The sequence below is a fragment of the Jiangella mangrovi genome (assembly GCF_014204975.1).
GTDB lineage: Bacteria > Actinomycetota > Actinomycetes > Jiangellales > Jiangellaceae > Jiangella > Jiangella mangrovi.
The window spans coordinates 3,978,949-4,002,673 of the sequence record NZ_JACHMM010000001.1; the positions used below are offsets into that span (position 1 = coordinate 3,978,949).

Here is a 23,725-nt window from a genome sequence, read left to right on the forward strand (position 1 = left end):
AGAGAGCTATACTCGTGGCATGTCGTCCGAACCGTTCACCGTTCTCGCCGATCCGGCCCGGCGGCGCATCCTGGACCTCCTCCGCGAGCGCCCCCGGCTGGTCGGCGAGCTCACCGAGGCCGTCGGGCTCTCCCAGCCCGGCACGTCCAAGCATCTGCGGGTGCTGCGCGAGGCCGGGCTGGTCACCGTCCGCCCCGAGGCGCAGTGCCGCTGGTACGAGCTGCGCGCGGAGCCGCTCGCCGAGGTCGACGCCTGGCTGACGCCGTACCGCTGGATGTGGGCCGACCGCTTCGACGCCCTCGAGCGGCACCTCGACACCATGGACGACGCATGACGGCGCCGGGCAGCGTGCGACGCGTAGGCGGCGGGCGGGTCGAGATCCGGTTCGAACGCCGCCTCGCCCACCCGCCCGCGAAGGTGTGGCGCGCCCTCACCGACCCCGCCGAGCTGCGCGGCTGGCACTTCCCCGCCGTCGTCGAGCTCGACCTCACGCCCGGCGCGACCGTCTGGTTCCACCCGACCCCGGAGTAGCGCGAGCGCTTCGGCGCCTCCCCCGACCCCGTCGCCGGCCGCGTCCTCGCCGCCGACCCTCCCCGGCTGCTCGAGTACACCTGGGGCACCGAGACGCTGCGCTGGGAGCTCACGCCCGACGGCGACGGCTGCCGGCTGGTCTTCGTCAACACCATCGCCGACGACGGCGCGGGCCCGGCCGTCGCGGGCGGCTGGCACGCGGGGCTGGACCTGCTCGACGCCGCGCTGGCGGGCCGGGCGACCGATCCTGAAGCGGCGTGGCAACGCGCCGCCGACCTGCACCGACTGTACGAGGAGCACCTCATGACCGAGTCCCTGCACACCGACGGCGACCGCACGGTCCTGCGCATGGAGCGCCGGTTCCGGCACCCGCGGTCGCGCGTCTGGGCCGCCATCTCCGAGCCGGGCCACCTGGGACAGTGGTTCCCCGCCCAGGTCGAGCTGAGCCCCGTCGCCGGCAGCGACGTCAGCTTCGACACGGGCGACGGCCCCAGCGTCGACGGCCGCGTCATCGAGGCCGAACCGGGCCGCGTCCTGGCCTTCACCTGGGGCGACGATCACCTGCGGTTCGAGCTGCACGACGACGGCGACGGCTGCCGGCTGGACTTCGCGCACACGTTCGCCGACCGCTACGGCGCGGCCAGCTTCGCGTCCGGCTGGGTGCAGTGCCTGGTCGCCCTCGACGAGGTGCTCGACGGCGTCCCCGTCACCGCCGCGTCGCCGTCGGCCGAGCAGCACGACGCCTACGTCGAGCGGTTCGGCCTCGACACCGGCGTGGCCTCGACCGGGGACGACGGCGGCCCGCGGGTCCGGTTCGAGCGCCAGCTCACCGCCCCGGCCGAGGCCGCCTGGCCGGTCATCGAACGGCTCGCCGGGACGCCGGCCGACGTGCGGGAACGCGACGAGCCCAAGGTGCTCGCCTACACCACGGCCGGTGGCGACGACGTGCGGTGGGAGCTCGGCGAGGGCACCGGCCACGGCGCCCGCCTGGTCCTCACCGCCTCCGGCGACGACGACGCCTGGGCCGGCCGCGTGGCCGAGCTGGCCCGCGAGCTCCGCGACCGCCCCCAGCCGAGTTGATCACGGAGAAGGTCGGCTTCCGGAGCGCTCGGGGGCCGACCTTCTCCATGATCAACGGGGTGGGCGGAAGCTCATGGGCGGGTGGTGACTTCCGTCATGGGTGCGCCGGCCGCGGTCTTCCTAGCGTGGCGGCATGCCCTACGGATACCTGGTCTCCATCGTCATCCTCGCCTTCGGCACGCTGGCGGCGCTCGCCCCCGTGCCGTATCGCTACCCCGTCGTCGGCAAGCTGGGCTTCGTCACCGGCCTGGTGGTCAACGAGCTGCCATTCCTGGCGCTGACCCTCCTCGCCGGGTCGACGGCGCTGGCGTTCGCCGAGGGCGACATCGCGTCGGCGGGCTCCTGGGCCGTCGTCGGGCTCGCCGCACTGATCCCGGCCGGGCTGGTCGTCGTCGCCCGCCGGTCACTGGGTGCGCCGGGGATCGTCCGAGCCGCGCTCGCCGAGGCCCTCGGCGCCGGCGCGACCGGCGGCCTCCGCCGGACCCCGTGGGCGTCGATCCTGCTCCGGCCGCTCTGGGTGCACCGCCTCGACGTCCGGCGCGTCCGCAACCTGGCCTACGGCCCGGCCGGCCGCCGCAACCGGCTCGACGTGTACCGCTCCCGCGCGGCCGGCGGTGCAACCGAAACGGCGCCCGTCATCGTCTACTTCCACGGCGGTGGCTACTACAGCGGTAGCAAGAACCGCGAGGGCCGGCTCATGCTGTACCGGCTGGCCGCCGGCGGCTTCGTCGGCGTGAGCGCCAACTACCGGCTGCGGCCGCGCGCGGACTTCGCCGACCACCTCGCCGACGTCGAGCGCGTCCTCGCCTGGGTCCGCACGCACATCGCGGAGCACGGCGGCGACCCGGACCGGGTGATCGTCGCGGGCAGCTCGGCCGGCGCGCACCTGGCCGCGATCACCGCGCTGACCCCGGCCGACACGTCCACCCCCGACGCCCCGGTGACCACCCGGCCGCTCGCGGCGGTCTGCCTGTACGGCTACTACGGGTACTACTACGGCACAGGGCCGGCCGACCTGCCGGTGTCGTCGCCGCTCGGCTACGCCGCCGACGCCGCGCCGCCGGTGTTCGTGGCCCACGGCGACCGCGACCCGATGGTGCCGGTCGAGGCGGCCCGCGAGTTCGTCGCCCACCTGCGGTCGGCCTCGCCGAACCCGGTCGTCTACGCCGAGCTCCCGGGCGCCCAGCACGCGTTCGACCTGTTCCGCTCGGTGCGGCACGAGGCCGTGATCGACGGCGTGGAGGCGTTCGCCGCCGCCGTCGCCCGGCCCACCGCCCGTCAGCCCGAGGTCATCACCTCGTCGCCGCGGGTCTGATCGAACTGCGTGCGGTGCAGCTCGGCGTAGCGTCCGCCCGCCGCCAGCAGTTCGCCGTGGGTGCCGCGCTCCACGACGCGGCCGGCCTCGACGACGAGGATCTGGTCGGCGGCGCGGATGGTCGACAGCCGGTGCGCGATGACCACCGCCGCGCGGCCCTCGAGCGCCGCGCCGAGCGCCTCTTGCACCGCGGCCTCGGAGGTGGAGTCGAGGTGCGCGGTCGCCTCGTCGAGGATCACGACGCGCGGCCGGGCCAGCAGCAACCGCGCGATGGTGAGCCGCTGCCGTTCGCCGCCGGAGAGCCGGTAGCCGCGCTCGCCCACGACCGTGCCGAGCCCGTCGGGCAGCGACTCGACCAGCGCGTCGAGCCGGGCCCGGCGCAGGACGTCCCAGATGTCGTCGTCGGTGGCCTCGGGCCGGGCGATGAGCAGGTTCTCGCGCAGCGACTCGTGGAACAGGTGACCGTCCTGAGTGACCATGCCGAGCGTGGACCGCACGGACGCCGTCGTCAGGTCGCGGACGTCGACGCCGCCGAGCCGCACCGCCCCGGAGTCGACGTCGTAGAGCCGCGGCAGCAGCTGGGCGATGGTCGACTTGCCGGCACCGGACGAGCCGACCAGCGCGATCATCTCGCCCGGCGCGGCGGTGAAGGAGACGCCGTGCAGCACCTCGTCGCCGCCGCGGGTGTCGAGCATTGCGACCTCTTCGAGCGAGGCCAGCGACACCTTGTCGGCCGCCGGGTAGCTGAAGTGCACGTCGTCGAACTCGACCGACACCGGGCCGTCGGGCACTTCGCGCGCGCCCGGCCGCTCCTGGATCAGCGGCTTGAGGTCGAGCACCTCGAACACCCGGGCGAAGCTGACCAGCGCGCTCATGACCTCCATGCGCGCGCTGGCCAGCGCCGTCAGCGGCGCGTACAGGCGGGTCAGCAGCAACGCCATGGACACGACGGCGCCGGCGTCGAGCTGGCCGCGCAGCGCGTAGAAGCCGCCCAGCCCGTAGACGAGGGCCAGCGCCAGCGCGCCGACCAGTGTGAGCGCCGTGATGAACAGCCACTGCACCATGGCGGTGCGCAGCCCGATGTCGCGGACCCGGCGGGCCCGGGCGGCGAACTCGGCGGACTCGCGCTCGGGCCGGCTGAACAGCTTGACCAGCGTGGCGCCGGGCGCGGAGAACCGCTCGGTCATCTGGGTGCCCATGACGGCGTTGTGGTTGGCCGCCTCGCGTTCGAGCCGGGCCAGCTTGCCGCCCATGCGCCGCGCGGGCAGCACGAACACCGGCAGCAGCACCAGCGCCAGCACCGTGATCTGCCACGAGATGTCGAACATGACCACGAGTGCCAGCACCAGCATGACGACGTTGCTGACGACGCCGGAGAGCAGGTCGCTGAACGCCCGCTGGGCGCCGATGACATCGTTGTTGAGCCGGCTGACCAGCGCGCCGGTGCGGGTGCGGGTGAAGAACGCGACAGGCATCTTCTGCACGTGGTCGAAGACGGCCTGGCGCAGGTCGAGGATGAGGCCCTCGCCGATGCTGGCCGAGAGCCAGCGCTGCACCAGCCCCACGCCGGCCTCGGCGACGGCGATGACCGCGATGACCAGCGCCAGCACGATGACCGTGCGCTGGGCGTCGCCCTCCATGATGGCGTCGACGACCCGCCCGGCGAGCACTGGAGTGGCCACCGCCAGGACCGCGGTCACGACGCTGAGCAGCACGAACGCCACCAGGTAGCGACGGTGCGGCCGGGCGAACCCGGCGATGCGCCGCAGCGTCGCGCGCGAGAACGGCCGGGTGTCCTGCTGGGCGTGCATGGCGTTGTAGAGGGCGTTCCAGGCGGTGACTTCCATGCTCATGGCGCGGCGACCTCCACGGCGGACTCGCCAACGGCGGACCCGGCGGGCGCGGGCTCGCCCGCTGGAACCCCGACCCGCCGCAGCAACACCGCCGCGAGCAGCGCGCCGGCCAGCACGATGACCGTGGCCACGACGGCGGTGACCTGGAGCCCGTCGGTGAACGCGGCGCGGGCGGCCGCCAGCAGCGGGGCGCCGTCGGGCAGCGTGGCCGCCACCGCGACCGCACCGGCCAGGGTGTCGCCGGCGGCCTCGGTGGCCTCGGGCCCAAGGGAGGCGGGCAGGGAATCGCTCATGCCCGAACGGTAGACGGCGGTACCGACAGAGCCGAGGATGGCCAGGCCGAGAGCGCCGCCGAACTCGTTGCTCGTCTCCGACGCCGCCGACGCCGCGCCCGCCTTCGACGCCGGCGCGGCACTGATGACGAGGTCGGTGCCGAGCGCAGCCGGCGGGGTGAACCCGGCCGCCATGACGCACGTGCCGGCGATCAGCACGCCGAACCCCGACGAGCCGCCGACCTGCGTCATGATGCCGATGCCCACGGCCGACACGAGCAGCCCGCCGGCGATCAGCCACCCGGGCCGGACCCGCGACGCGAGCAGGGGGACCAGGATCATCCCGAGCATCATCGCCCCGGTCATCGGCAGCACCCACAGCCCCGCCCGGAACGGCGACAGCCCGTGGACCAGCTGCAGGTACTGCATGACGAACAGGTTCAGCCCCATCATCGCGAACGTCGCGGTCGTCATGACGCCGAGCGTGGCGCCGAAGGCGCGGTTGCGGAACAGCTCCATGTCGATGAGCGGGTCGGCCAGCGTCCGCTGCCGCCGTACGAACAGCACGGCGAACGCGACCCCCACGACCAGGGACACCACGAGCAGCCAGCCGAACCCGTCCTCGGCCAGCTTCTTGACGCCGTAGATCACCGGCAGGACGGCGGCCAGCAGCAGCACCGCGCTGAGTAGGTCGAGCCGGCCGGCGACGGGGTCGCGGTACTCCGGCAGCAGCACCGGGCCGGCGACCAGCAGCAGCACCATGACCGGCACGCCGACCAGGAACACCGAGCCCCACCAGAACGCCTCGAGCAGCGCCCCGCCGACCAGCGGCCCGATGGAGCCGCCGACCATGAAGCTCATCATCCACAGCGAGATCGCCGTGGTCCGCTGCCGGTCGTCGTGGAACATGTTGCGGATCAGCGAGAGCGTCGACGGCATCAGCGTCGCGCCGGCGATCCCCATGAGCGCCCGGGCTGCGATCAGCATCTCGGCGCTGGTCGCGTACGCGGACAGCACGGACGCGAGCCCGAACCCGGCCGCGCCGATGAGCAGCAGCTTCCGCCGTCCGATCCGGTCCCCCAGCGACCCCATGGTGATGAGGAAGCCGGCGATGAGGAACCCGTAGATGTCGGTGATCCAGAGCAACTGCGAGGCGGTCGGGGTCAGGTCGGCGCTCAGGTGCGGCACGGCGAGGTGCAGCACGGTCAGGTCCATGATCACGAGCATGGCGGGCAGGCTCAGCACGGCCAGGGCCGTCCACTCCTTCGCCCCGGCACGGGGCGGGGGCTGCGGCGCCAGGGCGTCTGTGTCGGTCGTCATCTCCGCAGTCTCATACCTCAACAAAGGTTGAGGTCAAGTTCGCCGGCCGCGAACGGCCGGCGCGAGCAGTGTCGCGCCCAGGGTCAGCGCCGCGGCCGCCAACGGTGTGGCACCACCGCGACGACCGGGTGGCATCACTGTCGCTGTAGCGACAGCAACGCCACCCGTACTCGACAGCAACGCCCGCTGCCGGCGAGTACGAGCCGTCCACCCCTACTTCAGCACCCCGGCTGTGAGCCCGGCCTGCACCTGCTTCTGGAACACGATGTAGACGATCAGCACCGGCAGCAGCGCGATGACCAGCCCGGCGAACAGCGCCGTCCAGTCCGCGCGGAACCCGGTGTTGGCGGCCAGCGTGCCCAGCCCCTGCGCCAGCACCCGTTTGTCGCCGTCCTGCATGATGACCAGCGGCAGCACGTACTGGTTCCAGTGGCCCAGGAAGTTGAACAGCGCCAGGCTGATCATGCCGGGGCGGGCCATGGGCAGCATGACCTTCCAGAACAGCGAGAAGTGCGAGCAGCCGTCCATGACGCCCGCCTCGGCCACGGAGTTCGGCAGCGTCCGGAAGAACGCCGTCAGGAAGAACACCGTGAACGGCATCGAGAACGCGACGTACACCAGGGCCAGGCTCAGGTAACTGTTCAGGCCCAGGAACTGCCCGATCACCGGCAGGTTGCCGAGGTTGCGCACGACGAAGAACATCGGGACGAGCGCGAGGAAGACCGGCAGGATCAGCCCGCCGACGAACAGGTAGTAGACGAACCGGTTGCCCGGGAAGTCGTAGCGGGCCAGCACGTAGGCGCCCATCGCGCCGAACAGCATGGTCAGCGTCAGCGAGATGGACACGACGATGACGCTGTTGAGGAAGTACTGGCCGATGTTGGCCGCCGACCACGCCCGCGAGAAGTTGTCCCACTGGACGCCCGACGGCAGCCCGAGCGGGTCGACGCGGAACTCGCCGTTGGTCTTGAACGAGGACAGGATCGCCCACACCAGCGGCAGCGCCGTGATGAGCCCCCACAGCAGCAGGAAGCCGCCGTTGATCAGCCCGACCGCCTTGTCGCCCGCGCCGATGCCGGGCATCCGGTGCCCCCGCGCCCGGCCGTTGCCACCGCCGTCGGCGACCCGGGGCGGACTCTGCATGGTCGTCATGCCAGCTCCACCCTCTCGCGCCGCAGGCCGCGCATGAACGCGACGGCGACCACCATGGTCAGGACCAGCATGAGCACGCCGATGGCGGCCGCGTAGCCGAAGTCGGCCTCGGCGAACGCCTCGCGGTACATCGCGATGCCGAGCACGTCGCCGGCGCCCTCGACGCCGCCGTTGATGCCCAGCATGATGTGCACCGTCGCGAAGCCGTCCATGGCCTGGATCGCCATGTACACCCAGCCGACCTGCACGGTGTCCCAGACCAGCGGGACGGTGACCTTGCGGAACGTCGTGAAGCGGCTGGACCCGTCGAGCAGCGCCGCCTCGTAGATGTCGCGCGGGATCGACTGCATGGCCGCCGAGAACAGCACCACGTAGAAGCCGACGAACGACCACGTCATGACCAGGACGATGATCCAGATCAGGTAGTTCGGCTCGGCCAGCCAGAGCTGTTGCAGCCCGCCGAGCCCGATGGCGCCGAGCACCCGGTTGAGGATGCCGCCGGCGTTCTCGGGCGCGAACACGTACTTGAAGACGATGCCGATGATCGCGACCGAGAGCACCTGCGGGAAGAAGTACACGACCTTGTAGATCGACGACCCGCGCACACCGGTGACCGCGCCGCCGCGGCTGCGCCCGCCGACGTTGAGCATCGAGGCGAAGAACAGGCCCAGCAACAGCGTGAGGACGGGGACGACCAGCACCAGGATCAGGTTGTTCCAGAGCGCCTTGCGGAGCTGGTCGTCGCCCCACATCTCCACGTAGTTGTCGAACCCGATGAACGTCTGGGCGGCGGTGAGGCCGCTCCAGTCGGTCATCGAGATGTAGATGGCCTGGACATACGGCGACAGCATGTAGATCGCGTAGATCCCGACCGGCGGCAGCAGGAACGCCAGGATGAACGGATACTTGCCGTGCCGCATGTTCACGAGCGCCCCTCCTAGCCCTCGCGGGTCTGCTTGACGATGGAGTCGTCCTCGCGGATCTCCGTCGCCACCGCCTCGCACTGCTCCGCCCACTGGTCGACGGTGATCTCGGCCCGCAGCAGGGCGCCGGTCACCTGGTCGATGCCGGGGTTCTCCATGGTCCCGTACCAGCTCGGGTAGAACCAGTTGATGACGTTGTCGCCGGCGGCCTGCAGCGCGGCCTGCGCCGACGCCAGGCCGGGCGCGTCGATCTGCACGCCCTCGGACGAGCCCGCCACCGACGTCAGGCTGGTGACCCGCTCGGTGAAGCCGCGGGCGCCCTCCATCGAGAGCATGGCCCGCATGTACTCCATGCCGCCGAGCGGGTTCTTCGCGTCGGCCGGGACGACGTACGGCTCGCCCGCCGTCGCGCGGACGGTCTCGAGCGGCATGACGGAGTCGGGCGAGAGCAGCGGGTCGGGCATCATCGCCATCTGGAAGTCCGGGTTCTCGGCGATCGCGTCGGCCTCCTCGTTCTCCAGCCAGGAGCCCGACGGGCAGAAGACGGCCTCGCCGCGCGCCCACAGGCCCTGCGCGTCGCGGAACTCCATGCCCTCGACACCCGGCAGGAAGTAGCTGTTCTCGGCGAGGCTGCGGATGGCGGCCGCCGACTCCAGGATGGCCTCGTGACCCCAGGCGCCGGGCTCGAGGTTGTCGATGGAGACCAGGATCTCGGGGCCGGCCAGCTTGGTGGCCATGGAGAGCAGCGGCCAGTTCATGTACCGCGGCGCCGTGACGCCCTGGTAGACCCACGGCGCGATGCCGGTGGCGGCGATGTCGGCGCAGACGTCCATCATCTCCTGCCACGTCGTGGGCACCGGCCAGCCGTTCTGCTCCATGAGGGCGGCGTTGTACCAGAGGCCGAAGACGGTGAACGCGTAGTTGAGGACGTACGGCTTGCCGTCGCGGGTGCCGGACTCGATCGTGCCGGGCAGCAGGGTGTCGCGCACCGTCACGCTCGGGTCGTCCCAGCTCGGGGCGTCGAACAGCGGCGTGAGGTCGGCGAGCAGGCCGTCGCTGACGAGCTGGCCGGGGTCCATCTGGCCGTCGCCGGAGTTGTTGATGAAGTCCGGCGGGTCGCCGGCGACGAACCGCGCCTGCAGCTCCGCGCCGATGTCGACCGCCGCGTGGTGGTCGATCTGGATGTCCGGCCACTTCTCGTTGAAGATCGGCTGGTGCAGCTCGGTGGCGTACTCGTCGCCGAAGCCGCCGTCGAAGATGTAGACCTCGACCGGCTGGTCCGTGGGGATGCCGAGCGGGTTGTCGTCGGACACGTCGCCCGACGGCGCCTCGGAGGCCTCGTCGTCGGTGTCGTCACCGCCTCCGGTCGCGCAGGACGCGAGGAAGGCGCCACCGGGCCCGAGGGCCACACCGGCGAGCGCGACGCGCTGCAGGAAGGTCCGGCGGTCGGTCCCGGCCGCCGCAGGGGTGCGTTCGATGCTGCTGGACATCGTGAAACCTCTCCTGGACTGATTCGGATGTGGGTCCGGCGGTCGCTCAGCCACCGCGCCGGATCCGGCCCGCGTACCGCTGCAGCAGGCCGTCGTTGTGGACGTCTCCCCCTGGGACGTTGGCGGAGAGATAGACAGGCGGCGTGTCGCCGGCCTCGAGGAGCCGGCGGACCACCTCTGCCGTGAGCAGCTGCGCGAGCAGCGCCGCGGTGATCGACGAGACCGCGCAGACGTCGCCGCCACCGGGGAGCGGCAGGACGGCGTCACCGAACGGCCCGCCGTTGTCGAGGACGACGTCGGCGAAGTCGGGCAGCTTGCGCCCCGTGGGGTGCCGCGACTCCACCTGCGCGCCGTGCTGCAGCGACGTGATGGCGATGACGGGGTGCCCGTTCTTGCGGGCGACCTCGGCCATGCCGACGATGCTGCCGTTGATGCCGGAGTTCGACGCGATGACGAAGACGTCGTTCGCCTCGATGGGTGCGAGGTCGTACAGCCGCTGGGCCAGCGACGGCTCCCGCTCGGTGCGCGGGTCGAGGATCGTCGCCGGGTCCTCGCCGCCGTACATGACCAGGTCGGAGATGGCGATGCGGTTGGTCGGGATGAGCCCGCCGGCCCGCCCGGCGATCTCCATGGCCGTCGCCTGCGAGTGCCCGGTGCCGAACGCCTGCACCACCCCGCCGTCGCGCACCGACCGGGCGACGATGTCCGCCGCGCGGTGCACGCCGTCGAGCTGCGTCGAGGTGACGCCGTCGACGATCTCGGTGAGGCGGGCCAGGTAGGCCGCCGCGCTGACCTCGTTCACCGTTGCTCCTTCTTCAGGGCGCGGGCGAGCTCCGGGCTGACCGCCCGGTGCGAGCTGACCGCCTGCGCCGTCAGGTTGAGGGCCACTCCGGTCGTCTCGTACCGCCGCTGCGCGACCGCCACGTAGATGAGGTCGAGCACGATCAGCTGCGGGTGCCGGGCGGCCAACGCGTCGGGCCGGAACGTCGTCTCGTGGATCGCCGTCGTGAGGACGATGTCGGCGACCTCGGCGAGCGCGGAGTTGCGGTAGCTGGTGAGCGCGACGGTGGTGGCGCCGCGGCTGCCGGCCGCCGACAGCATCTCGACCGTCTCGTAGGTGGCGCCGGAGTGCGACACCGCGATGGCGACGTCGCTGGGTCCGAGCAGGGCGGCGCTGGTGAGGCCCGAGTGGACGTCGCTCCACGACCACGTCGGGATGCCGATGCGGTGCAGGCAGAGCTGCATCTCGCCGGCGACCAGGGCGCTGCCGCCGATGCCGTAGACCTCGACCCGGCCGGCGTGCGCGATGGCGTCGGCCGCCTTCTCGACCTCGGCGAGGTCCAGCTGCGCGGCGGTCTCCTGGATGGCCCGCAGGTCGGCGGTCGTGATGAGGTCGAGCATGGCCTGCAGGGAGTCCGTCGGCAGGATCTCGCGGCCGATGTCGATCTCCCAGCCGGCGACGGCGGACGAGCGGCCCGTCTCCTCGGCCATGGCCAGCCGCAGGTCGGCGTAGCCCGGCAGCCCGAGCGCCCGGCAGAACCGGGTCACCGTCGCCGCCGATGTCCCGCTGCGCTCCGCCGTCTCGAGGATGGTGGCCCGGGCGACGACGGCGGGAGCGGAGAGCACCTGCTCCCCCACCCGCTGCAGTGCGGCGGGCAGGTCCGGCAGCGCGGCCCGGATCCGCATGAGCACGGAGTCGGCGGGCAGCCCGGCCTCGGGGACCTCCGAGGTGGGTAGTGTCCCTTCCGCCACGCGACCTCCCGTCCTGGTAGTCAGTTTCGCCCGCGGCCTCCCAGGCCGCAGTGGTGAGAATTCTTTCTACCCTGGCCCGGATGTCAAGTGTTTGACGAGAGTTTTCGGAAGCGTGACCCAGCCGCAGCCCGGGTGAGACCGGGTCGGTACCGGGTGGAAAGGATTCTCACGGTGGTGCTCGCACTGGGCCTGGACATCGGCGGCACGTCCACGCGCGCCCTGGTCATCGACGACGCCGGCCGGAGGCTGGGATCGGGGCGGGCCGACGGCGCCAACCTCACCTCGCACGCGGCCGAGAAGGCGTTCGACGCGGTGTCCTCCGCGGTCGCGGCGGCGCTGGCGTCGGTGTCCCCTGCGGACGTGGGCGCGGCGGTCATCGCGACGGCCGGGGACCACAACTTCAGCCGGCCCCCGATCGTGGCCGAGTTGAACGTGCGGTGGAAGGCTGCGGGCCTGACCTGCGGTTACACGGTGGTCGCGGACGCGCTGGCCGCCTTCGTCGCCGGGACGCCGTCACCGGACGGGACGCTCGTGCTGTCCGGCACCGGTGCCATCACCGCCCGCTTCACCGGCCGCCGGCTCGAGCAGATCATCGACGGCCACGGCTGGCTGCTGGGAGACTTCGGCTCCGGCTTCTGGCTCGGGCGCGAGGCGGTCCTGTCGACGCTGGCCGCGTTGGACCGGGGGGTGCTGCCGGGGCCGCTCGGTGACGCCGTGGTGCAGGCGCTGCTGGGGCGCTCCGTGGTGGCGCCGGCCCGTGACGTCACCAACGACATCGTGCTGGCGGTGCACTCGCGGCCGCCGGTCGCGCTGTCGGAGCTGGCCCCACTGGTGACGGCCGTCGCTGGGGTGGACCCGGTGGCCGACCGCATCCTCGCCACGGCCGCCGACCACCTGCTGGCCGCCGCCGGGGAGGTTCGCTCGGCGGATGACGCGTCGCCGATCGTCCTGGCGGGGTCGCTGCTGACGGGCTCCACTCCCCTGGCTTCCCTGGTGCGGGAGCGGCTGGCGTCGTCGTGGCCGTCGGCGCCGGTCGGGGTCGCGCTCGACGGTGCGGCCGGGGCCGCCTGGCTGGCCGCCCGCTCCCTCTCCCCCGGCGACGAAGACGCCGCGGCACGGTTGCACGCGGCTCTGTTCTCGGCCTGACCGCTCAACCTTGGCACGCCGGAGCGTTCCACGAACCGGGGCAATTCGGGCGCGCGAGCTCACCTCCGGCGTGCCAAGGGGTCACCGCCGACGTGCCAAGGCCCGAACCGCACCCACCGCGTGGGTGCACCTCACTCGCGCGAGCTCCCTCATCACCCCCGCCAGTCCCGCAGTGGTGGGCGGTTTGGTGGGCCCATAGCGCCAGGAGGGCGGCCCGCCGACCACCCGGCCGCGCGCGGAACCGGGCGGGTTCGGGTCGGGATCGGGGCAGTTCAGGGGCAATTGGAGGATGTCGTCCACCGGTTGTACGACAGGTTTGACGCAGCACCCCACTCGGGGTCACGATGAAGCGCACATCCGGCGGATCGGACATACCGGAGGCGCGCGTGCAGACCGAGTCGCTGCTCGAGGACCTGGGGCTCACCAAGACCGAGGCCCGCATCTACCTGTGCCTGCTCGAGCAGTCGCCGCTGGCCGCCGGCACCATCGCCGAGATCACGGGAACCAGCCGCAGCAGCGTCTACCTCATCCTGCGCTCGCTGGTCGACAAGGGCCTGGTCGACGCGGGCGCCGGCTACAGCAGCAGGTTCGCGCCGTCGGCCCCCGATGTCGCGTTCGCGGGGCTGCTCCAGCGCGACCGCGAGGAGCTGCGCGAACGCGAGCGGAACGTCGAGACGGCGCTGCCCGACCTCATGCGCCGATTCGGCTCGAACACCGGCGGCGACGGCGAGCTGGTCGAGATCCTGCGCACGCCGAAGCTGGTCGGAGACCGGTTCGACCGGCTGCACGCGGCGGCCGAGGACGCCGTCGACATCGTGGTGCGCCGGCCCATCCAGGTCGGCGGGTCCAACCAGCCCGAGCTCGACGCGCTGGCCCGTGGGGTACGGGTGCGCGCCATCTACGACCACGGGCTCATGCTCCACCCGGCGGTGGTCGAGAACATCGGCGCCTGGATGGCGGCCGGCGAGCAGGCCCGCGTCTTCCACGGTGAGCTGCCGATGAAATGGGCGGTGTTCGACGGCCACACGGTGCTGACGCCGCTGTTCGCACCGGGGGTCGGCGGTGTCGTCGCGCTCATCGTGCGCAGCCGCGAGCTGGCCGGGGCGCTCGGGCTGCTGTTCGACACGCTCTGGGCGGCCGCGGTGCCGGTCGAACCCAACCTCGCGACCGTGGGCGGCGGCCATGCCCAGTGACCCGGCGCCGATGATCGTCTGCATCTCCAGCTCCCCCGCCGAGCGGGCCCGGCTCGCGGGTCAGTTCGACGGCGCCGGCATCCTGGTGCTCGCGCCCGACGCCGGCGCCGCGGGCGTCCTGCTCCGCCGCCTCGCCGGAACCGGATCCGGAGCCGCGGCCGTCGTCGACCCGGCCCGCCGGCGCCGTCCCGCGCCGCAACCGCCGGACGAGGTCCTGCGGGTCGGCGGGCTCGCCCTCGACCTCTCCCGGCACGAGGCCACCTGGCACGGCCGCGGCCTGCCGCTGACGCCGTACGAGTTCAAGGTACTCGGCTGCCTGGCCGGCCGCCCCGGGCAGGTGTGGAGCTACCAGCAGCTGCACGAACGCGCCTGGGGCGGCACCTACTTCGCCGGACCGGCCGCCGTGCAGTCGGTCATCAAGCGGCTGCGGGCCAAGCTGCGCGAGGCGGGCGCCTCGGTGACGATCCGCGCCACCCGCGGGGTCGGCTTCCGCCTCGACGGCGGACCGGAACTCTCCCTCGTCCGGCCCGCCGCGCGCGGCTGACGCGAAACCCCGTCAGTCCAGGCCGGGAGTCGGGAACCGGCCGGTGAGCTCGGTGACCTCGCCGCGGACCCGCGTGATGACCGACTCGAGCGCGTCCTCGTCGGACCCGGCGGCGGCCGTGACGACCTCGTCCATCCAGCGGCCGACCTCGCGCATCTCGGCCTCGCCCATGCCGCGGCTGGTCAGCGCCGGGGTGCCGATGCGCAGGCCGGACGGGTCGAACGGCTTGCGGGGGTCGAACGGGACGGTGTTGTAGTTGGTCTCGAGGCCGGCCCGGTCGAGCGCCTTCGCGGCGGGCTTGCCGGCGACGTCCTTCGACGTGAGGTCGATGAGGATCAGGTGGTTGTCCGTGCCGCCCGAGACGAGGTCGAACCCGCGGGCCAGCAGCTCGTCGGCCAGGGTGACGGCGTTGGCGACGATCTGGTGCGCGTAGTCCTTGAACTCCGGCTGGGCCGCTTCGCCGAGCGCGACGGCGATGCCGGCGGTCGTGTGGTTGTGCGGGCCGCCCTGCAGGCCGGGGAAGACGGCCTTGTCGATGGGCTTGGCGTACTCCTCGGTGGTGAGGATCATGGCGCCGCGCGGCCCGCGCAGCGTCTTGTGCGTTGTCGTGGTGACGATGTCGGCGTGGCCGACGGGTGTCGGGTGCGCCCCGCCGACGACCAGGCCGGCGATGTGCGCGATGTCGGCGACCAGGACGGCCCCGACCTCCTGCGCGATGGCGGCGAACCCGGCGAAGTCGATGGTGCGCGGGATGGCGGTGCCGCCGCAGAAGATCAGCTTCGGCCGCTCGGCCAGCGCGATCTCGCGGACCTGGTCGAGGTCGATGCGGCCGGTGTCGCGGCGCACGTCGTACTGGACGGGACGGAACCAGGTCCCCGTCGCCGACACCTTCCAGCCGTGGGTCAGGTGCCCGCCCATGGGCAGCGACATGCCCATGACGGTGTCGCCGGCGTTGGCCGTCGCCAGGTAGACGGCGAGGTTGGCCGGCGAGCCGGAGTACGGCTGCACGTTGGCGTGGTCGGCGCCGAACAGCGCCTTGGCCCGCTCGACGGCGAGGGTCTCGAGCTGGTCGATGACCTGCTGGCCCTCGTAGTAGCGGCGCCCGGCGTAGCCCTCGGAGTACTTGTTGGTCAGCACGGTCCCGGTGGCCTCGAGGACCGCCGAGGACACGTAGTTCTCGGACGGGATCAGCTTCAGCGTCTGCCGCTGGCGTTCCTCTTCGGCCGTGATGAGCGCGGCGACCTCGGGGTCGGCGGACTGCAGCGCGGCGCGGTCGGTGGTGGTCATGGCGAGAGCCACATCCCCTCGATGTGTCGGTGTGTCCCGGGGCACCCAGGCGCGCGGTGCCACGGACGTCCGCTCCCCGGTGGTCGGTTCCACCCGTGCCCGGTCTCCCGGGCCGTTGCGCCAGTCGCGACGGGCATCACTCTAACGGGTCCGACGGCGCCTCGGGCGTCGCGTGGCCGGACCAGTGCGCGACCGTCATCTCGGCCTCGAGACGCCAGCCGAGCCGCTCATAGAGCTGGCGCCCGTCGGCCGACGCGACCAGCAGCCCGGTCCGCGCGCCGCGCTCGCGAGCCGCCGCCGTCAGCGTCCCCATGACGACGGAGCCGAGCCCCCGCCGGCGGTGCGCGGGGACGGTGAAGATCCGGTCGGCGACGGCGTCGGCGTCACCCTCGCCGGACAGGGCCAGGTGGCCCTTCGCCGCCAGGGCCCGCGGGTCGCCGTCGCCGGTCACGACCTCGGCGACCAGGACCGGCGGCCGGCCGCTGAGCCAGACCTCGTACCCCTCCGGCGCGCCCGGACCGGGGTCGTCGTCGAGTGGGCGCGACATCAGCCACTCCGGCGCGTGCACGGCGAACCCGGCGTCGACGGCGGCGGCCTCGGTCCGCGCGCGGTCGCTCGTCGGGGCGGTCAGCCAGCGGCTCGGCCCGCCGACCCGCCCGGCCACGTCGGCATAGAGGTCCGGGTCGTCGGTGAGCAGGATCGTCTCGGTGATGCGGTCGGGCAGCCCGATGCGGACGGTGACGACGTCGCCGTCGACGCTGCTGCGGTAGTCGCGAGCCGTCACCCAGCCCGCCTGCCAGCGCAGCACCACGTCGCGCAGCTCACTCATCTCCGACCTCCCGCGACGGTTAGCCTGGCCCCGTGGCCGGCATCCATCCGTATCTCGATCGTCCCGGACCGCTCGCGCTGGCCCACCGGGGATTCTCCCTCGACGGGCGCGAGAACGGCATGGCGGCCTTCGCGGCGGCGGTGGAGCTCGGCTACGAGTACGTCGAGACCGACGTCCACGCCACGGCCGACGGTGTCGCCGTCGCCCTGCACGACGCCACGCTGGACCGGGTCACCGACCGCACCGGCGCCGTCGCCCAGCTGCCGTGGTCCGAGGTGCGGACGGCGCTGATCGGCGGGGTCGAGCCGGTGCCGGCGCTCGAGGACGTGCTGGGCAGCTGGCCGGACCTGCGGGTGAACATCGACGTGAAGTCCGCCGGCGCCGTCGTCCCCCTCGCCCGCGTGCTCGACCGCACCCGCGCGCACGGCCGGGTCTGCGTCGCCTCGTTCTCCGACGCCCGCCGCCGCGCCGTGCTGCGCCGCGTGGCCGCCCCCGTCGCGACGTCGGCCGGGCAGACATTGATCGCCGCGTTCGTGACGGCGGCGTCGACGCCGGGGCTGGCGGGGTTCGCCGGGCGCGTCCTGCGCGGGGTCGACTGCCTGCAGGTGCCGGCGACGTTCCGCGGCCGGACGGTGGTGTCGGCGGCGACGGTGGCGGCCGCCCACGCGGCGGGCCGGCCGGTGCACGTCTGGACAGTGAACGAGCCGGCCGAGATGCGCCGCCTCCTCGACCTCGGCGTCGACGGCCTCATCACCGATCGCGCCGACCTGCTGCGCGACGTCCTCGAGTCCCGCAACCAATGGCACAGGGGTTGAGCTGCAGCCGCTCGGTCAGCTCGCGGCCGTCGTCCTTCTGCACGTTCGTGATCTCGGCCTTCACGCCGGTGGCGAAGACCGTGATGGTGCCGCTCATCACCGAGACGTGCCACTGGACCGACGTGATCCGGGCGACCGGGAAGTCCTCGAGGGTCTGCGACAGCCAGCGGCGGCGGAGGAACATCAGGCGCTGATCGGTCAGCGCGAGCAGCCCGACGCCGCGGCCGTGGATGCCGGACGCCAGCCGCTCCACGGTCTCGCCGTCGTGCAGCACCCACTCCAGCCGGCGCAGCTCGCGGCCGACGCCGGTCGGAAGCCGCATGCGCCGCCTGGCCGCGGCGATGTCGGGCCGCAGGTCGTCCTCGTCGTCGCCGCCCATCGCTCGGCCCCCGGACGCTAGGCGCTGAACCAGGCGCTGCGGCGGATCTCGCGCATGGCGCCGCGGCGGGTCGAGGGCTCGAGGCGGTGGATGTAGACGATGCCGTCGAGGTGGTCGGTCTCGTGCTGCAGGCAGCGGGCCAGCTCGCCCTCGCCCTCGACGCGGACCGGCTCGCCGTCGGCGTCGAAGCCCTCGACGGCGGCCCAGGCGGCTCTCGTCGTCGGGAACCAGAGGCCGGGCACCGACAGGCAGCCCTCCTCGCCGCCCTGCTCCCCCTCGGTGCCGACCAGGGTTGGGTTGAACACGACGCCGCGCTGACCCTCGAGGTCGTACGAGAACGCCCGCAGCGGCACGCCGATCTGCGGCGCCGCCACGCCCGCGCGTCCGGGCAGGTCCAAGGTGTCCAGCAGGTCCTGGGCCAGCGCGCGGCTCGCCTCGCCGAACTCCTTGACCGGGTCGGTCACCGTCCGCAACACCGGGTCGCCGTAGAGGCGGATCTCCCGCACCGTCACCGTCGTCGTCTCCTCATCACTCGTTCACCATGACACGTTCACGGGCGTGCCATCGTGTCGTCTGGCCACGACGGCCCCGCACCCGATACCGTCCGCGCGTGACCCGTGTCCTCGCCCCGTCGGGCCCGCTGGCCGACCCCGTCGAGCGGGCCAGGGAGCACCGTGCATGGTACTTCTACGACTGGGCGAACTCGGCCTTCGTCACGACGACGGCCACCGTGCTGTTCGGTCCCTACCTGACGGCGGTCGCCGAGACGGCCGCGTGCGGCGAGGCCGGCACCACCGACGACCCCTGCCGCGGCGATCTGTCCGTGCTGGGCATCCCCATCGCGGCCGGGTCCGTCGCCGCCTACACCATCACGTTCGCGACCATCCTGTCCGCGATCCTGCTGCCGATCGTCGGGGCGATCGCGGACCGCACGTCGAAGAAGCGCCACCTCATGGCGGGGTTCGCGTGGACGGGGTCGGCTGCCGCCGCCGCGATGTTCTTCGTCGCCGGGGCGAACTGGCAGCTCGGGGCCGGTCTGCTGGTCGTGGCGGCGATCTGCCTCGGCTCGTCGATGGTGGTCTACGACGCGATCCTGGTGCAGATCGCGGACGAGGACGACCGCGACCGCGTGTCGTCGCGCGGCTGGGCGTTCGGCTACCTCGGCGGCGGCCTGCTGCTGGCGCTGAACCTCGCGCTGGTCACGCTGGAGCCGTTCGGGCTGAGCCGGTCCGACACCGTCCGCATCAGCCTGCTGTCGGCCGGGTTGTGGTGGGCGGCGTGGACGATCATCCCGTACCGCGGCATCCGCGACCGGCCGGCCACCGGCGTCGAGCAGGTCGGCGGCGGGGCGACGCACCGGGCGTTCGGGCAGCTGCGCGAGACGCTGCGCCACGCCCGCGGCTACCCGCAGACCCTGCTGTTCCTGATCGCGTACATGCTCTACAACGACGGCGTCCAGACGGTCATCTCGGCGTCGTCGATCTACGGCAACCGGGAACTGGGGCTCGGCGAGGACATCCTCATCATCGCGATCCTCATCGTGCAGTTCGTGGCGTTCGGAGGCGCGCTGGCGCTGGGCCGGCTGGCCGACCGGTTCGGCGCCAAGAACGTCGTCATGTCCAGCCTGGTGCTGTGGACGGTGGTCGTCGCCGCGGCGTTTTTCCTGCCGGTCGAGCAGGTGGTTCCGTTCCTGGTGCTGGCCGTGGCCATCGGGTTCGTGCTGGGCGGCAGCCAGGCACTGTCGCGGTCGCTGTTCAGCCTGCTCGTCCCGAAGGGCAAGGAGGCGGAGTACTTCAGCCTCTACCAGGCCGCCGAGCGCGGCACGAGCTGGTTCGGAACTCTGGCGTTCGGTCTGGCGTTCCAACTGACGCACAGCTACCGATGGTCGGTCGTGGTGCTGGTGGTGTTCTTCATCGCCGGAATGATCCTGCTGTCGCGGGTGGATCTGAAGGCCGGCATCGTCGCGGCGGGCAACCGGGTACCCCGATCCGTCGAACGTTACCGGTGAGGAACATCACGTCACCCGAATTGCATTATCACAGGGAACGCGGAACATTACTCTTCGGCTGTCCGTTGTCACCATGTCGTTGTGATCGCGACCTGACCACGACGGCGAGGTAATGGACCGACGTCTCGTCCCAGGGGCCACCGCCCCGGAAGGGTTTCACACATGTCCGAGCGTTCCACCCTGCGCGGCTCCCGCCTCGGCGCGACGAGCTACGAGGACGAGCGCGGCGTCGAGTTCGCCGAGCGCCAGACGGTCGCCTACAGCTGCACCGCCGGCCACCGCTTCGAGATGACGTTCTCGACCGAGGCCGAGGTGCCGGCACTGTGGGACTGCCCGCGGTGCGGCTCGGAGTCGCTGCGTGTCGCCGCTGATCGTCCCGAGGAGGCGCCGGGCAAGCCTGCCCGCACCCACTGGGACATGCTCCTCGAGCGCCGTTCCATCGAGGACCTCGAGGCACTTCTCGACGAGCGGCTCGAGCTGCTGCGCTCCGGGCTCATCCCCGGCGCCGCCCACCTGGCCGACCGCGGGGCGCGTCGCAAGAAGACCGCCTGACGGCCACGGCCGTTCGTCTCGTCCGCTGAATCGCGCCTGCCCCCGGAACCCATCCGGGGGCAGGCGCGTTTTCGCGTCCGCACCCCGCCGAGTTGATCATGGAGAAGGTCGTCTCCGCAGCGCCGTGAGAGCCGACCTTCTCCATGATCAACTTGCTCGTGGGGCCGTGACGGGGTCAGCGCTGATCGCGGGGCGGGTCGTTCTCGACGACCTCGCCCTCGATGACGACGCCGTGGTGGATGCCGCCCGGGCCGGCCCCGCTGCCGGGCACGCCCGGACCGCCCTGCCCGCCGGGGCCGGGACGACCCAGCCCGCCGGGACCCCGTCGGCCGGGGAACGTGCGGAACGCCGACGCGGCCAGGCGGCGCCCGACGCCGCGGCGGATCGGCGGGATCAGCAGGACCAGGCCGATGAGGTCGGTGATGAAGCCGGGGAAGGTCAGCAGGACGCCGGAGAGGAGGCGCGCGCCGGTGTCGGCCATGCGCGCCGACCGGGCGTTCGCCGTCTCGGCCTCGCCCTCGGGGTAGCGGCCGTCGGCGGCCGCGGCGCGCAGTTCCGACCACGCGCGCAGGCCCACGATGCGCAGCAGCGCGATGCCGAGCACGCTGGTGCCGGCCAGGAGCAGCAGCGCCCAGCCGAGTCCGACCCAGTTGGCCACCATGACCAGCGCGATCAGCTCGATCACGCCGAGGGCCAACGGACCGAAACGTCTCACCGAGGGCTCCCTCCGAGCAGCCCGCGCAGCTGCCGGCCGCGGTGGGCGGCACCCCACTGGGTGACCCTCCACAGCGCCTCGCGCACGATCCTGCCGTCCATCTTCGACTCTCCCTGCTCGCGCTCGACGAACGTGATGGGGACCTCCATGACCCGCAGGCCCGCCCGGATGGTCCGCCACGCCATGTCGACCTGGAAGCAATAACCTTGCGACGCCACGGCCTGCATGTCCAGTGCGCGCAGGGCGGACGCCCGGTACGCCCGGTACCCGCCGGTGGTGTCGCGCAACGCCGTCCCGAGCGCGATGCGGGTGTAGGTGTTGCCGATGCGCGAGAGCGCCTGACGCTTGTATGGCCAGTTCACGACCCTGCCGCCGGGCACGTACCGTGAGCCGATGACGAGGTCGGCGCGCTCGAGGGCGTGCAGCAGCAGCGGCAGCTCCTCGGGCTGGTGCGAGCCGTCGGCGTCCATCTCGACCAGCACGTCGTAGTCACGCGAGAGCCCCCAGGCGAAACCGGCCAGGTAGGCCGCGCCCAGGCCCTGTTTGCCGCCGCGGTGCAGCACGTGCACGTGGTCGTCGAGCTCGGCGAGGTCGTCGACGATGGCGCCGGTGCCGTCGGGCGAGCCGTCGTCGACGACGAGGATGTGGGCGCCGGGCACGGACGTGCGGGTGCGGTCGACCGCCTTGGCGATCGTCAGAGCCTCGTTGTAGGTCGGGATCACGACGAGGACGGACGTCACGGGACTCCTGCCTCCACGGTGGGCCGGGGCTGGTCGTCGACGGCGCCGTCGTCACGTCGGCCGCGGCGGGCGTTGACGACGACGAGCGCCACGGCGCCGGCGCCGATGGCCGTGAGGATCCATTCGGGCCAGGCACCGAGACGCGTGGCCAGCGTCAGGCCGTCGGCCAGCGGGACGTCGGTGACCAGCACGTCCTGGGTGAACAGCTCGGCGCGGTCGAGCACGCTGCCGTCGGGGGCGACGACGGCGCTGACCCCGGCGAGCGCCGACACGAGCACCGTCCGGCCGTGCTCGAACGCCCGCAGCCGCGACTGCGCGAGCTGCTGCTCGGTCATCTCGGTGCGGCCGAACGTGGCGTTGTTGGTCTGGACGGCGAGGAACTGCGCGCCGTGGGTGACGGCGTCGCGGACGATGCCGTCGAAAGCCACCTCGAAGCAGATGACGTCGCCCAGGGTGACGTCGCCGACCTGGAAGGTGCCGATGCGGTCGCCGGGCAGGTGGTCGCGCGGCTGCTGGTTGACGGCGTCGGTGATGCGCGCGGCGATGGAGCGCATGGGGATGTACTCGCCGAACGGCATGGGGTGGCGCTTCACGTACGTCTCGCCCGGGCCGTCGACGGGGTCCCAGAGGATCGAGGTGTTGCGGACGTTGCGGCCGTCCTCGGTGGGGACGATGGCGCTGATCAGCGTCGGCACGCCGATGGACCGCACCGCGCCGTCGATGGCGCGGTAGGTGTCGGCGTCGTCGAACGGGCTGATGTCGGAGGAGTTCTCGGGCCAGACCACGATGTCGGGCCGCTCGACCCGGCCGGCCTCGACGTCGGCGGCCAGCCGCTCGGTGGCCTCGACGTGGTTGCGCGTGATGGCGCGTTTCTCGTCGTTGTAGGCCAGCCCCTCGGCGGGCACGTTGCCCTGCACCACGGCGACGGTGATGGTGTCGCCGTCGGGCTCCATGGGCTGGATGAGCGCCGGGGCGAGGACGATGCCGACGGCGCCCGCGGCGGCCGCCGCCCGGATCCAGAGCCGCCGCTCGACGACGACCCACGCCAGCAGCCCGCCGGCCAGTGCGACGGCGAACGACAGCCCCGGCGAGCCGATCCAGGACACCAGGCCCAGCGTGGGGCTGTCGGCCTGCGAGAACGCCAGCTTGCCCCAGGTGAACCCGCCGTACGGGATGCGCCCGCGGATGGCCTCGTCGGCGACCCAGACGGCCGCCGTCCACACCGGCCAGCCCGGCAGCCGCATGACCAGCGTGACGCCGAGCGCCAGCGGGATGAAGAACAGCGCCTCGAACAGGGCCAGGATGATCCACGGGATCGGCCCGACCTCCATGCCGGTCCAGTCGAGCAGCGGCAGGAAGAAGCCGGCGCCGAACAGGTAGCCCAGGAGGGCCGAGCGCTTCAGCGGCTGGTCGCGGACCAGGAGCGCGAAGGCCGCCGGGACGAGGACCGCGACGAACCAGAGGTCGTACGGCGGGAACGCGGCGGTGAGGGACGCGCCGAGGAGCGCGGCTCCTGCGTATCGCCACAGGTGACTCACGTGTCGTGCTCCGTCCGACGTCCAGCGATTGGCGGTGGGCGACCCTTGGATCGGGCTGCCCCGTCAAGTGTGATGCTGATCGCGTGACGGTACAACGTGCGCCCCGGGCCGAGAGTGCCCGGGGGCCGGTCGAACCCCAGCAATTGTGACAGAGGACGCAGCCCGGCTCCGCCCTTCGGACCGGGCCGCGGACGCCGCTGGATGCGGCTCGCGGACCGTTGTCTACTGGGCGGGCCGGGCCCGACCTCGTCTCACCCCGTGCCGTTGCGAGCGACGTTCAGACGGGCCATG

23 protein-coding genes and 1 pseudogene are annotated in these 23,725 nt (G+C 72.5%); 10 read left to right on the forward strand and 14 right to left on the reverse strand.

What is annotated here, in order from left to right:
* Positions 1 to 19: 19 nt before the first annotated feature.
* From HD601_RS18435 to HD601_RS18450, 4 genes and pseudogenes are all read left to right on the forward strand, one after another.
* Positions 20 to 334 carry an ArsR/SmtB family transcription factor gene (locus HD601_RS18435; protein WP_184824284.1) on the forward strand — a complete coding sequence of 105 codons (315 nt, stop codon included), beginning with the start codon at positions 20 to 22 and terminating at the stop codon, positions 332 to 334.
* Positions 331 to 747 (forward strand): annotated as a pseudogene (locus HD601_RS33975) (SRPBCC family protein); the annotation flags it as partial. The gene HD601_RS18435 and the pseudogene HD601_RS33975, both read left to right, overlap by 4 nt.
* An 87-nt stretch (positions 748 to 834) precedes the next feature.
* The gene (locus HD601_RS18445; RefSeq protein WP_184830030.1) at positions 835 to 1,611 is read left to right on the forward strand and encodes an SRPBCC family protein; all 777 of its coding nucleotides are present in this window, start codon (positions 835 to 837) and stop codon (positions 1,609 to 1,611) included.
* 133 nt (positions 1,612 to 1,744) lie between these two features.
* The gene (locus HD601_RS18450) at positions 1,745 to 2,926 is read left to right on the forward strand and encodes an alpha/beta hydrolase (RefSeq protein ID WP_184824286.1); all 1,182 of its coding nucleotides are present in this window, start codon (positions 1,745 to 1,747) and stop codon (positions 2,924 to 2,926) included.
* On the opposite strand, the gene HD601_RS18455 is transcribed toward HD601_RS18450, so the two are convergent.
* The 7 genes from HD601_RS18455 to HD601_RS18485 form a co-directional block, all read right to left on the reverse strand.
* Complete coding sequence (locus HD601_RS18455) at positions 2,890 to 4,779, reverse strand: ABC transporter ATP-binding protein (protein ID WP_184824287.1); 1,890 nt, start codon at positions 4,777 to 4,779, stop codon at positions 2,890 to 2,892. The two genes, HD601_RS18450 and HD601_RS18455, sit on opposite strands and share 37 nt — an antisense overlap.
* Entirely contained in the window at positions 4,776 to 6,371 is a 1,596-nt protein-coding gene (locus tag HD601_RS18460) for an MFS transporter (protein ID WP_184824288.1), read from the reverse strand. Before HD601_RS18460 ends, HD601_RS18455 begins: the two co-directional genes overlap by 4 nt.
* A gap of 213 nt (positions 6,372 to 6,584) precedes the next feature.
* Positions 6,585 to 7,523, reverse strand: a complete 939-nt coding sequence (locus HD601_RS18465; RefSeq protein WP_184824289.1) for a carbohydrate ABC transporter permease — start codon at positions 7,521 to 7,523, stop codon at positions 6,585 to 6,587.
* Positions 7,520 to 8,443: a carbohydrate ABC transporter permease gene (locus HD601_RS18470; protein ID WP_184830031.1), complete on the reverse strand. Its 924-nt coding sequence runs from the start codon at positions 8,441 to 8,443 to the stop codon at positions 7,520 to 7,522. The genes HD601_RS18465 and HD601_RS18470 overlap by 4 nt, the downstream gene beginning before the upstream one ends.
* A 17-nt stretch (positions 8,444 to 8,460) precedes the next feature.
* On the reverse strand, positions 8,461 to 9,936 hold the full coding sequence (ngcE, locus tag HD601_RS18475) for an N-acetylglucosamine/diacetylchitobiose ABC transporter substrate-binding protein (protein ID WP_184824290.1): 1,476 nt from the start codon (positions 9,934 to 9,936) through the stop codon (positions 8,461 to 8,463).
* Positions 9,937 to 9,982: 46 nt separating this feature from the next.
* The gene (locus HD601_RS18480) at positions 9,983 to 10,738 is read right to left on the reverse strand and encodes a sugar isomerase domain-containing protein (protein WP_184824291.1); all 756 of its coding nucleotides are present in this window, start codon (positions 10,736 to 10,738) and stop codon (positions 9,983 to 9,985) included.
* Positions 10,735 to 11,622: a MurR/RpiR family transcriptional regulator gene (locus HD601_RS18485; protein ID WP_184830032.1), complete on the reverse strand. Its 888-nt coding sequence runs from the start codon at positions 11,620 to 11,622 to the stop codon at positions 10,735 to 10,737. The genes HD601_RS18480 and HD601_RS18485 overlap by 4 nt, the downstream gene beginning before the upstream one ends.
* A 237-nt stretch (positions 11,623 to 11,859) precedes the next feature.
* Here HD601_RS18485 and HD601_RS18490 point away from each other — a divergent pair, with 237 nt between their 5' ends.
* The 3 genes from HD601_RS18490 to HD601_RS18500 all read left to right on the forward strand — a co-directional run bounded on the left by HD601_RS18490 (position 11,860) and on the right by HD601_RS18500 (position 14,571).
* A complete protein-coding gene (locus HD601_RS18490; RefSeq protein WP_221441092.1) occupies positions 11,860 to 12,834 on the forward strand; it encodes a BadF/BadG/BcrA/BcrD ATPase family protein in 975 nt (324 codons plus the stop codon).
* 386 nt (positions 12,835 to 13,220) lie between these two features.
* A complete protein-coding gene (locus tag HD601_RS18495; protein WP_184824292.1) occupies positions 13,221 to 14,027 on the forward strand; it encodes a helix-turn-helix domain-containing protein in 807 nt (268 codons plus the stop codon).
* Positions 14,017 to 14,571: a winged helix-turn-helix domain-containing protein gene (locus HD601_RS18500; RefSeq protein WP_184824294.1), complete on the forward strand. Its 555-nt coding sequence runs from the start codon at positions 14,017 to 14,019 to the stop codon at positions 14,569 to 14,571. The genes HD601_RS18495 and HD601_RS18500 overlap by 11 nt, the downstream gene beginning before the upstream one ends.
* 12 nt (positions 14,572 to 14,583) lie before the next feature.
* Here HD601_RS18500 and HD601_RS18505 read toward each other — a convergent pair whose 3' ends face one another.
* Positions 14,584 to 15,858: a serine hydroxymethyltransferase gene (locus HD601_RS18505; protein WP_184824296.1), complete on the reverse strand. Its 1,275-nt coding sequence runs from the start codon at positions 15,856 to 15,858 to the stop codon at positions 14,584 to 14,586.
* A 136-nt stretch (positions 15,859 to 15,994) separates the two neighbouring features.
* Complete coding sequence (locus HD601_RS18510; protein ID WP_184824298.1) at positions 15,995 to 16,687, reverse strand: GNAT family N-acetyltransferase; 693 nt, start codon at positions 16,685 to 16,687, stop codon at positions 15,995 to 15,997.
* A 32-nt stretch (positions 16,688 to 16,719) separates the two neighbouring features.
* On the opposite strand from HD601_RS18510, the gene HD601_RS18515 reads away from it, so the two are divergent.
* On the forward strand, positions 16,720 to 17,502 hold the full coding sequence (locus HD601_RS18515) for a glycerophosphodiester phosphodiesterase family protein (protein WP_184824300.1): 783 nt from the start codon (positions 16,720 to 16,722) through the stop codon (positions 17,500 to 17,502).
* Here the strand turns inward: HD601_RS18515 and HD601_RS18520 are convergent.
* Together HD601_RS18520 and def are read right to left on the reverse strand one after the other, a co-directional pair.
* A complete protein-coding gene (locus HD601_RS18520) occupies positions 17,438 to 17,881 on the reverse strand; it encodes a PH domain-containing protein (protein ID WP_184824302.1) in 444 nt (147 codons plus the stop codon). The genes HD601_RS18515 and HD601_RS18520 overlap by 65 nt on opposite strands.
* A 17-nt stretch (positions 17,882 to 17,898) precedes the next feature.
* Positions 17,899 to 18,393 (reverse strand): peptide deformylase, encoded by a 495-nt coding sequence (gene def / locus HD601_RS18525; protein ID WP_184824304.1) that lies wholly within the window; start codon positions 18,391 to 18,393, stop codon positions 17,899 to 17,901.
* 98 nt (positions 18,394 to 18,491) lie between these two features.
* Between def and HD601_RS18530 the strand changes: the two genes are divergently transcribed.
* Together HD601_RS18530 and HD601_RS18535 are read left to right on the forward strand one after the other, a co-directional pair.
* Positions 18,492 to 19,889, forward strand: a complete 1,398-nt coding sequence (locus tag HD601_RS18530; RefSeq protein ID WP_221441093.1) for an MFS transporter — start codon at positions 18,492 to 18,494, stop codon at positions 19,887 to 19,889.
* Positions 19,890 to 20,051: 162 nt separating this feature from the next.
* Entirely contained in the window at positions 20,052 to 20,441 is a 390-nt protein-coding gene (locus tag HD601_RS18535) for an RNA polymerase-binding protein RbpA (protein ID WP_184824308.1), read from the forward strand.
* Between the two features lie 175 nt (positions 20,442 to 20,616).
* Here HD601_RS18535 and HD601_RS18540 read toward each other — a convergent pair whose 3' ends face one another.
* Genes HD601_RS18540 through lnt form a run of 3 tightly spaced genes read right to left on the reverse strand, consistent with a single transcriptional unit; the run spans position 20,617 to position 23,434 of the window.
* Positions 20,617 to 21,156, reverse strand: coding sequence for an FxsA family protein (locus HD601_RS18540; RefSeq protein ID WP_184824310.1), 540 nt, complete (start codon positions 21,154 to 21,156; stop codon positions 20,617 to 20,619).
* Positions 21,153 to 21,896, reverse strand: coding sequence for a glycosyltransferase (locus HD601_RS18545; RefSeq protein ID WP_184824312.1), 744 nt, complete (start codon positions 21,894 to 21,896; stop codon positions 21,153 to 21,155). Before HD601_RS18545 ends, HD601_RS18540 begins: the two co-directional genes overlap by 4 nt.
* Positions 21,893 to 23,434, reverse strand: coding sequence for an apolipoprotein N-acyltransferase (gene lnt, locus HD601_RS18550; protein WP_184824313.1), 1,542 nt, complete (start codon positions 23,432 to 23,434; stop codon positions 21,893 to 21,895). Before lnt ends, HD601_RS18545 begins: the two co-directional genes overlap by 4 nt.
* Positions 23,435 to 23,725 lie beyond the last annotated feature (291 nt).